At 68.5% G+C, this 7,332-nt stretch carries 10 protein-coding genes; 2 read left to right on the top strand and 8 right to left on the bottom strand.

The features are described 5' to 3' along the window. Window positions 1–227 (bottom strand): transposase (locus ACZYY4_RS14320; RefSeq protein WP_463810648.1); only part of this gene is annotated, 227 nt, incomplete at its 3' end. A gap of 88 nt (window positions 228–315) precedes the next feature. On the opposite strand from ACZYY4_RS14320, the gene ACZYY4_RS14315 reads away from it, so the two are divergent. Continuing rightward, complete coding sequence (locus ACZYY4_RS14315) at window positions 316–1,824, top strand: HNH endonuclease signature motif containing protein (protein WP_463810647.1); 1,509 nt, start codon at window positions 316–318, stop codon at window positions 1,822–1,824. An 18-nt stretch (window positions 1,825–1,842) separates the two neighbouring features. On the opposite strand, the gene ACZYY4_RS14310 is transcribed toward ACZYY4_RS14315, so the two are convergent. Then, the gene (locus ACZYY4_RS14310) at window positions 1,843–2,052 is read right to left on the bottom strand and encodes a hypothetical protein (protein ID WP_463810646.1); all 210 of its coding nucleotides are present in this window, start codon (window positions 2,050–2,052) and stop codon (window positions 1,843–1,845) included. Between the two features lie 122 nt (window positions 2,053–2,174). On the opposite strand from ACZYY4_RS14310, the gene ACZYY4_RS14305 reads away from it, so the two are divergent. After that, complete coding sequence (locus ACZYY4_RS14305; protein WP_463810645.1) at window positions 2,175–2,480, top strand: CDGP domain-containing protein; 306 nt, start codon at window positions 2,175–2,177, stop codon at window positions 2,478–2,480. A gap of 6 nt (window positions 2,481–2,486) precedes the next feature. Here ACZYY4_RS14305 and ACZYY4_RS14300 read toward each other — a convergent pair whose 3' ends face one another. The 6 genes from ACZYY4_RS14300 to ACZYY4_RS14275 form a co-directional block, all read right to left on the bottom strand. After that, window positions 2,487–2,942 (bottom strand): flavodoxin family protein, encoded by a 456-nt coding sequence (locus tag ACZYY4_RS14300; RefSeq protein ID WP_463810644.1) that lies wholly within the window; start codon window positions 2,940–2,942, stop codon window positions 2,487–2,489. Continuing rightward, the gene (locus ACZYY4_RS14295) at window positions 2,939–3,376 is read right to left on the bottom strand and encodes a tetratricopeptide repeat protein (protein ID WP_463810662.1); all 438 of its coding nucleotides are present in this window, start codon (window positions 3,374–3,376) and stop codon (window positions 2,939–2,941) included. The genes ACZYY4_RS14300 and ACZYY4_RS14295 overlap by 4 nt, the downstream gene beginning before the upstream one ends. Before the next feature lie 29 nt (window positions 3,377–3,405). Further along, window positions 3,406–4,143 carry a 4-hydroxy-tetrahydrodipicolinate reductase gene (gene dapB / locus ACZYY4_RS14290; protein ID WP_463810643.1) on the bottom strand — a complete coding sequence of 246 codons (738 nt, stop codon included), beginning with the start codon at window positions 4,141–4,143 and terminating at the stop codon, window positions 3,406–3,408. 26 nt (window positions 4,144–4,169) lie between these two features. Next, window positions 4,170–5,186 carry an alpha/beta hydrolase gene (locus ACZYY4_RS14285; RefSeq protein ID WP_463810642.1) on the bottom strand — a complete coding sequence of 339 codons (1,017 nt, stop codon included), beginning with the start codon at window positions 5,184–5,186 and terminating at the stop codon, window positions 4,170–4,172. Between the two features lie 91 nt (window positions 5,187–5,277). Continuing rightward, a complete protein-coding gene (locus ACZYY4_RS14280) occupies window positions 5,278–6,372 on the bottom strand; it encodes a PDR/VanB family oxidoreductase (RefSeq protein ID WP_463810641.1) in 1,095 nt (364 codons plus the stop codon). Next, entirely contained in the window at window positions 6,356–7,303 is a 948-nt protein-coding gene (locus ACZYY4_RS14275; RefSeq protein ID WP_463810640.1) for an alpha/beta fold hydrolase, read from the bottom strand. The genes ACZYY4_RS14280 and ACZYY4_RS14275 overlap by 17 nt, the downstream gene beginning before the upstream one ends. Window positions 7,304–7,332 lie beyond the last annotated feature (29 nt).

Raw genomic sequence — 7,332 nt, 5'->3', positions numbered from 1 at the left:
AGTCGGCGCTGCTCAGGGGTGCCGGCCTGTCCTGCAGATCCACTCGGTACTTCCTGCATCCGTTGAGCGCCGGCCTCAAGGAACTGGTGCTTCCACTTCGTCACTTGAGTCGAGGACACGCCGCACCGTCTGGCAGCCTCAGCGCCGGTCATCTCCCCGGCCAATACCGCTAGCACCAGCCGGGTTTTCTCCTCGGCCGGGATCTTCGTTCGTCGCGATCGGACCATGACCCACCCAACCTCCTCACGGCCACGTTGTGAATAACGCGACCCTGACAAAAAGTTTGAGTCAGTGGAACGGTGTACACTCGAACGTATGTTCGATACGACGTTGTCGGGGCCGGAGGCGCTGGCCGATGCCGACGACCGCGCACTGGTGGCGACGATCACCGGCTGGTCGCGGGTGGAGGCCGCTGCGGCGGCCCATCGGCTGGCCGCGATCGGGGAGCTGGTCGCGCGTCGTACCAGTGGTGATGGGTTCGACCGGTCCCGCTGGTCGTGCGACAACTGGGACGGCGCGGCCGCCGAGGTGGCCGCCGCCGAGCAGATCAGCCACGGCTTGGCGTCCTCGCAGATGTATCTGGCCAGCGCCCTGCGCGACCGGATCCCCCGGGTGGCGGCGCTGTTCCTCTCCGGCCGGATCAGTGCTCGGCTGGCCTCGGCGATCGCGTGGCACACCACCTTGATCACCGACCCGGGCGTGCTGGCCCTCATCGACGCCGACCTGGCCGATCTGGCCACCTCGCTCGGTCCGCTCTCGGTTGCCAAAACCGCAGCCGCCATCGATGCGCTGATCGAGCGCCACGATCCGGCGGCGGTGCGCCGGATGCGAGACCGGGCCCGCGGGCGTGAGCTGGTCGTCGACACCAACCAGACCGAAGGCGGGACCACCGCGGTGTGGGGCCGGCTGTTCGCCGTGGACGCCGCCGCCCTGGATCGGCGTCTGATGCAGCTGGCCCATTGCGTCTGCGACGACGATCCCCGCAACCTGGCCCAGCGCCGCGCCGACGCGCTCGGCGCCCTGGCCGCCGGGGCGGATTCCTTGGCCTGCTCCTGTGGAAGCACCGACTGCCCTGCCGCGGGAGGTGCCGATGCACGGGCGACCAATGTCGTTGTGCACGTCGTCGCCGAAGCGACCACCGTCGGTGCCCCAGCCGACCCGCAACTGTCCGGGGAGATCGAACTCGACTCGCCGGGCGCTCGCCCACGGCCGGCTGCCACACGGCGTGGTGCGCCGTCGGGGCGCATCATCGGCGGCGGGAGCGTGCCGTCGGGTCTACTGGCCGAGCTGATCACCCGCGGCGCCACCGTCAAGCCCCTGTCGCAGCCCGCCGAACCGGCAGCTCAAGCGGGCTACCGGCCATCGGCGGCGCTGGCGGCATTCATCCGGGCTCGCGATATGACCTGCCGGTTCCCGGGGTGTGACCGCCCGGCCACGTCGTGCGACATCGACCATGCCATTGCCTACCCGGCCGGACCCACCCACCCGGGCAACCTGCGCTGTTTATGCCGAAAACATCACTTGCTCAAGACATTCTGGACCGGCGCGACCGGCTGGCGTGATCACCAGCATCCGGACGGCACCATCGACTGGATCTCCCCCACCGGCCACACCTACACCACCCGGCCGGGCAGTCGACTGCTGTTCCCCAGCCTGTGTCTGCCCGCCGCCGCGCCACCCGCCAACCCGCCCGAGTCACCTTCCGATCGGGGGCGTGAGGTCATGATGCCGATCCGCCGGCGCACCCGGGCCCGGGACCGCCTCGGTTGTATCCGGGCCGAACGCGCCTACAACCTCGCCCAACGCGATACGCCGCCGCCCTAGCGACGGCCCGAAGCGGCGTCAGCTCTTGAAAGGCAGGATCTTGTTGAGCTGGTCGAGTTCCTTGCGCAGGTCGTGGATCAGCGCGGTGCCTCTGGCGGTCTGCGCCACGGCGTTGATGCCGTTCTGGTGCTGCGCCAGCTCCGAGATGTCCGCGTAGGCGGCACGCACCGACTCCAGGGTGCGCGCAAGCAGATCCGTAGTAGACGCAGTGTCGTTTGCTTGGGTCACGGCATCGCAGCCTATCGCCTCACCGGCGAAACTGCGTGGAAACCACGACCACGATCCCGGCAAACGCCGGCGGCATCCGGCGTAGTCTCTCGGCAGCACGCCGGGGTAGGAAGGAGACGGCCGTGACGCGCTACCTCACCGGGACCCTGGCCACCGCGCTGGTGGCCGCCGGGCTGACGGCCGGGTCGCTGATCGCCTCGGCGCCGGCCGCCCATGCCGGTTGTCAGGACAATCCGCTGCTGTTCTTCTCCACCGCCCAGAAGTGCGATGGGCCGGTTGCGCCCGACGGCAGCTGGCAGCGCTGCGTCATCTACTACTACGAACCGCCGAAATCACCGCCGTCGCAGCAGGATTGCCACTCGATGGGGCCGGGCCGGGATTACCCGTTGCACTCGTTCTACCAGCCGGATACCCACATCGACCCGTAGCGGTGCTCAGCCCATCAGCGTCGCGGCCACCGTCGCACCGAGCTCCCAGCACGCTTCCAGTTCGGCCTTGGCCGGCTTGCCGGAGACCACGACGTAGTCGGCGGCTTTCACCCATTCCAGCCCCGTCGTGATGGAGTCGACGGCGCGTTCGGCTCCCTCGGTGCCTTCGTTGCCGTGCAGGTAGAGGCCGAACGGGCGGCCGCGCGTCGAATCCAGGATCGGGTAATAGCACACGTCGAAGGCGTGCTTGAGCGCCCCGGACAGATAACCCAGGTTGGCCGGGCTGCCCAGCAGGTAGCCGTCGGCTTCCAGCATGTCGGACGGCGACACCGACAGCGCCGCCCGACGCACCACCTCAACTCCCTCGATCTCGGGATCGGTCGCCCCGGACAACACCGCCTCGAACATCGCCTGGCAGTACGGCGACGGCGTGTGGTGAACCACCAGCAGCGTCTTGCTCATCGACTCTCCTGCAACTGGACCGCGGTTTTCATCGCCTCCCGGGCGCGACGGCGGTCGCCGGCGAACTCGTAGGCACGGGCCAGCCGGTACCAGCGCCGCCAGTTGTCCGGGTCGGCATCGAGTTCGGCGCGAACCGTCTGAAACAGGGCATCAGCGGCGTCGCGTTCGATGCGTCCGGATGGCCGCCGCGGCAATGCGCCGGCGTCAAGTTCCATTCCGTCCTCGGCGATGAGCCGCGAGAGCCGCTGGTGGGCGAAGCCGTCGCGCAGGGTGGCGATCATCGCCCAGAGCCCGATGAACGGCATGATCAGCAACGCCAACCCCATCCCGATCGCCGACACCGATCCGGAAGCGATCAGCAGCACCGCGACCCGGCCCAAAAACACCAGGTACATCAGTAGCGCCAAGCACATGAAGGCGATGAGTGCCTTCATTCGGGTGGCCGCCGACAGCTTGACCACGGCTATGTCAGATCGAGGAGGGGCTCGATGCCGATCGTCAGCCCCGGGAATTCGGCGATGCGGCGCACCGCCAGCAGCACCCCGGGAACGAACGACGTCCGGTCGATGCTGTCATGTCGGATGGTCAGCGTCTCGCCCATGGTGCCGAACAGCACCTCCTGGTGGGCGACCAGCCCGGCCAGCCGTACCGAATGCACCGGAACACCGTCCACGTCAGCGCCGCGCGCTCCCGGAAGGCCCGTGCTGGTGGCATCGGGGTTGGGCGGCAGCCCTTTTCGTGCTTCGGCGATCAACGCCGCGGTGCGGGTCGCGGTGCCTGACGGCGCATCGGCCTTCTGCGGATGGTGCAGCTCGATGACCTCCACCGATTCGAAGAACTTGGCGGCCTGGACCGCGAAATGCATCGACAGCACCGCACCGATGGCGAAGTTGGGCGCGATCAGCACCGCCGCACCGGGTTTGGCTTCCAGCCAGGAGCGGACCTGCGCGAGCCGTTCCGCGGTGAATCCTGTGGTGCCGACGACCGCGTGAATCCCGTTGTCGATCAAGAACTTCAGGTTGTCCATCACGACGTCGGGGTGGGTGAAGTCGATCACTACCTCGGTGTCGCCCTCGGTCAGCAGACTCAGCTCGTCGCCGGCGTCGACCTCGGCGGACAGGGTCAGATCACCGGCGGCGCGCACCGCCGCAACCATCGTGGCGCCGACTTTGCCCTTGGCGCCCAGCACTGCTACTCGCATGGCTGCCACCCTAGTGGTTGTGGGCTTCAGGACACCTCGCGGCGGGTCTGGCCCGGCCGGCCGGCATCGGCGAGGCGTTCGGTCACGAAGCGGCACATGAGTTCGAAGGCCGCCCGGCTGTCGGGCAGGAACGGAAACAGCGCCGGGAACGCGTGCAGTTCACGGGCCCACACCTCGAGCCGGCTGGACCGGCCCAGCTGCTGCAGCGCGGTGTGCAGCCGTTCTGCATCGCAGCGCAGGATCTCCGACTCGGCCGCGATCAGCAGGGCCGGTGGCATGGTCTCCAGCCGGCCGGTGATCGGCGACAGCTCGTGGCGCAGCTTCGCCGAGGGGCACACCAAATCGATGATCTCGGGCAGCACCGCCGGTATCCCGAACGCGTCGGCGCCCAGGTTCGAGTGCGTGTTGCGCGCGACTCCGTCCAGCTCCAGCAGCGCCGAGATCCCGATCACCCCGGCCGGGGCGGGCAGGCCGCGCTCTTGGCCGGTCAGCGCGGTCGCGAACGCCAGGAATCCGCCGGCGGAGTCTCCGGCGAGCACGGTTTTGGCCGGGTCGGCGCCGAGATCGAGCAGCCAGCGATAGGCGCCGATGCAGTCATCGAGCGACCCGTCCACCGTCACCTGCGGGTATTGCCGGTAGTCGACGTGTACGACCGGCAGCCGGGTGCGGCGGGCGAGGTTGGCCACCACGTGCAGATGGGTGTTCAGGCCTCCGGTGACAAAGCCGCCGCCATGGAAATACAGGATTGCCCCGCCGCCGAACGCTTGATCCAGCGGTCGGGTGCGATCGACTCTCCGGACGACCTCGACCGGGACGTCCGCGCCGTCGCCGCGGGTGAAGCTGACGCGCAGGAACGGCCGCACCCGTTGCAGCTTGGCGACGGTGTTGATCCGCCGGCCCATCTTCGTCAGCCGGCCGGCGACCGTCCCGCTACCGGCGTGCAGCACCAGGCGCCGCACCAGCCGCGGCGTGACGGCATTCGCGACCGCGTAGATGAGCTTGGCGGGCAGACTGGCGGGATGGATCAAACCGGCTCCGGGCATCCGGGCATCCGGGCAGTTTAGGGCCAGATCAACAGCGAGCTCCGCGATTTCGGTAAACCGCCTGGGTACCAGGGCTGCGCGGCTCGACCCGTCAAGCGTCGATGACGATCCGGCCGCCATGGGCCCGCGATACGCAGACCAGCATCTCGTCGTCCGACTCCGCGGTGCGGCCGCGCCGGTCGACTGCACCGGAGACCACCTTGACCTTGCAGGTGCCGCAGAACCCCTGCCGGCAGGAGCATGCAGTAGTCGGGTCGGCGTCGAGCATCACGTCCAGCGCCGAGCGGTCCGCAGGTATCAGCAGCAGGCGCCGCGACCGGGCCAACTCCAGCTCGAAGGGCACACCGTCGACCACCGGCGGTGGGCTGAACCGCTCGTAGTGCAGCGGAGCATCGGCGTGCTCGTCTCGGGTGGTGCGCACCGCTTCGAGCATCGCGGTCGGCCCGCACACGTACACCGCGGTCTGCGGGCCCGCACCGGCGAGCAGTTCGTCGGTGCCGGCGAACCGCCCGTGCTCGTCGTCGGCCCACACCGTGACCCGCTCGGGATCGGTCGCCAGCACCTCGTCGAGCAGCGGCATATCGGTCCGGCTGCGGCCCGCATACACTGCGCGCCAATTGATTCCGCGCTGCGTGGCCTCGCGCAGCATCGGCAGCATCGGGGTCACCCCGATACCGCCGATGACGAACAGCACGTCACTCTCATCGGTGCCCAGATAGAACGCGTTACGCGGACCCTCGAAAACCAGTGTGTCGCCCACGGCGTAGGACTCGTGCATCTCGACCGACCCGCCGCCGCCGTCGTCGAGGCGGCGCACCGCGATGCGGTAGTCGGTGCGCCGCCCGGGCACTCCGGACAGCGAATACTGCCGGCGACGGCCCGATGGCAGCTGCACATCGATGTGACCGCCCGGCGTCCAGGACGGCAGCAGCCCGCCGTTCGGGTCTGCGATCGTCAACGCCACGACGTCCGGGGTCAGCATCTCCCGCTTGGTGACCACCGCCGCAATGGTCCGTGAGACGGGCGCCACCCGCGACGGCTTCCACCGCGACACTCCGGATACCCGGCTGAAGACCGTCACCGCCGCCCAGAGCAGGTTGAAGAACCGGTCGTGCTTACGCCGCCCGTAGAGGTCGGGCGGCCGGGAGCCCCAGATCTCCTGCCGCATATCAGCTTTGCTGAACATCAGGGATGTTTCGGCCGGGGGCGGCCGCACTGCCCACCACATGTTGATCCGCCCATTCGGCGGTGAGCCGGGCGATGACGTCGGGACGGTCGGCCACCACCCAATGCCCACCGTCGATGTCGAGCACCCGGTGGCGGGACGGGATGGCACCGGTGAAGCGTTGCAGGGCGGGGCTGACGAACAGGTCCAGGCGCGGCGCGAGCACCTGTACGGGAACGTCGGTGGCAGGGAGCGGCGAGGCCGGTTTCAGCAGCGGCCGCGGCATATTCGCCCGATACAGGTTCAGTCCATTGATGAAGTCATTGTCGGCGCGGGGCAGCGTTCGCCCGGGAACACCTGAGCGGCCGATGCTTTCGAACGCTCCGAACAGTTTGCCGCCGAGCCGGGACCGGAACAGCGCTTCCGGCAGCCGCGGGGTCAGAAACAGCCAGATGTAGCTGGACTCCAGGAATTGCCGGGCGACGTCGAGGAAGGTGCGAAGGTTGCGTCCCGATCGCAAGAACTTACCGGCGTAATCCAGCTGCGGACCCGAAATCGAGGTGTAAGAAGCAACTTTGGCGGAAACGACGGGGTCGGTCACCGCCGACCAGCCCTGGATCGAACCCCAGTCATGGCCCAGCAGGTGGACCTGGGCCACACCGGAGCGACCCAGGTGATCGATCACCGCACCGACGTCGGCGATCAGCTGGGGAAGGCGGTAGCCGGACCTGTCCGCCGGTGCCGACGACGCACCTGCGCCGCGCACGTCGTAGGCCACGACGTTGTATCGACCCAGCTCCACCAACTGCTCGGCCACCGGATCCCAGACGTGGTGGTTGTCGGGGTAGCCGTGGATGGCCAGGATGGTCTGTCGCTGCGGATCCAGGTCGGTGTAGGCGTGCACCTCCAAGCTCACGCCGTCCGTTGACGTCACAGTGGTCTGGCTGCTCATTCCGCTGCACTCCTCGTGTTCGGCTGAAA

Source organism: Mycobacterium sp. IDUB_21 (assembly GCF_055419425.1).
Note: the sequence above shows the minus strand (reverse complement) of the source record. Positions and strands in the feature narration are given on the sequence as shown.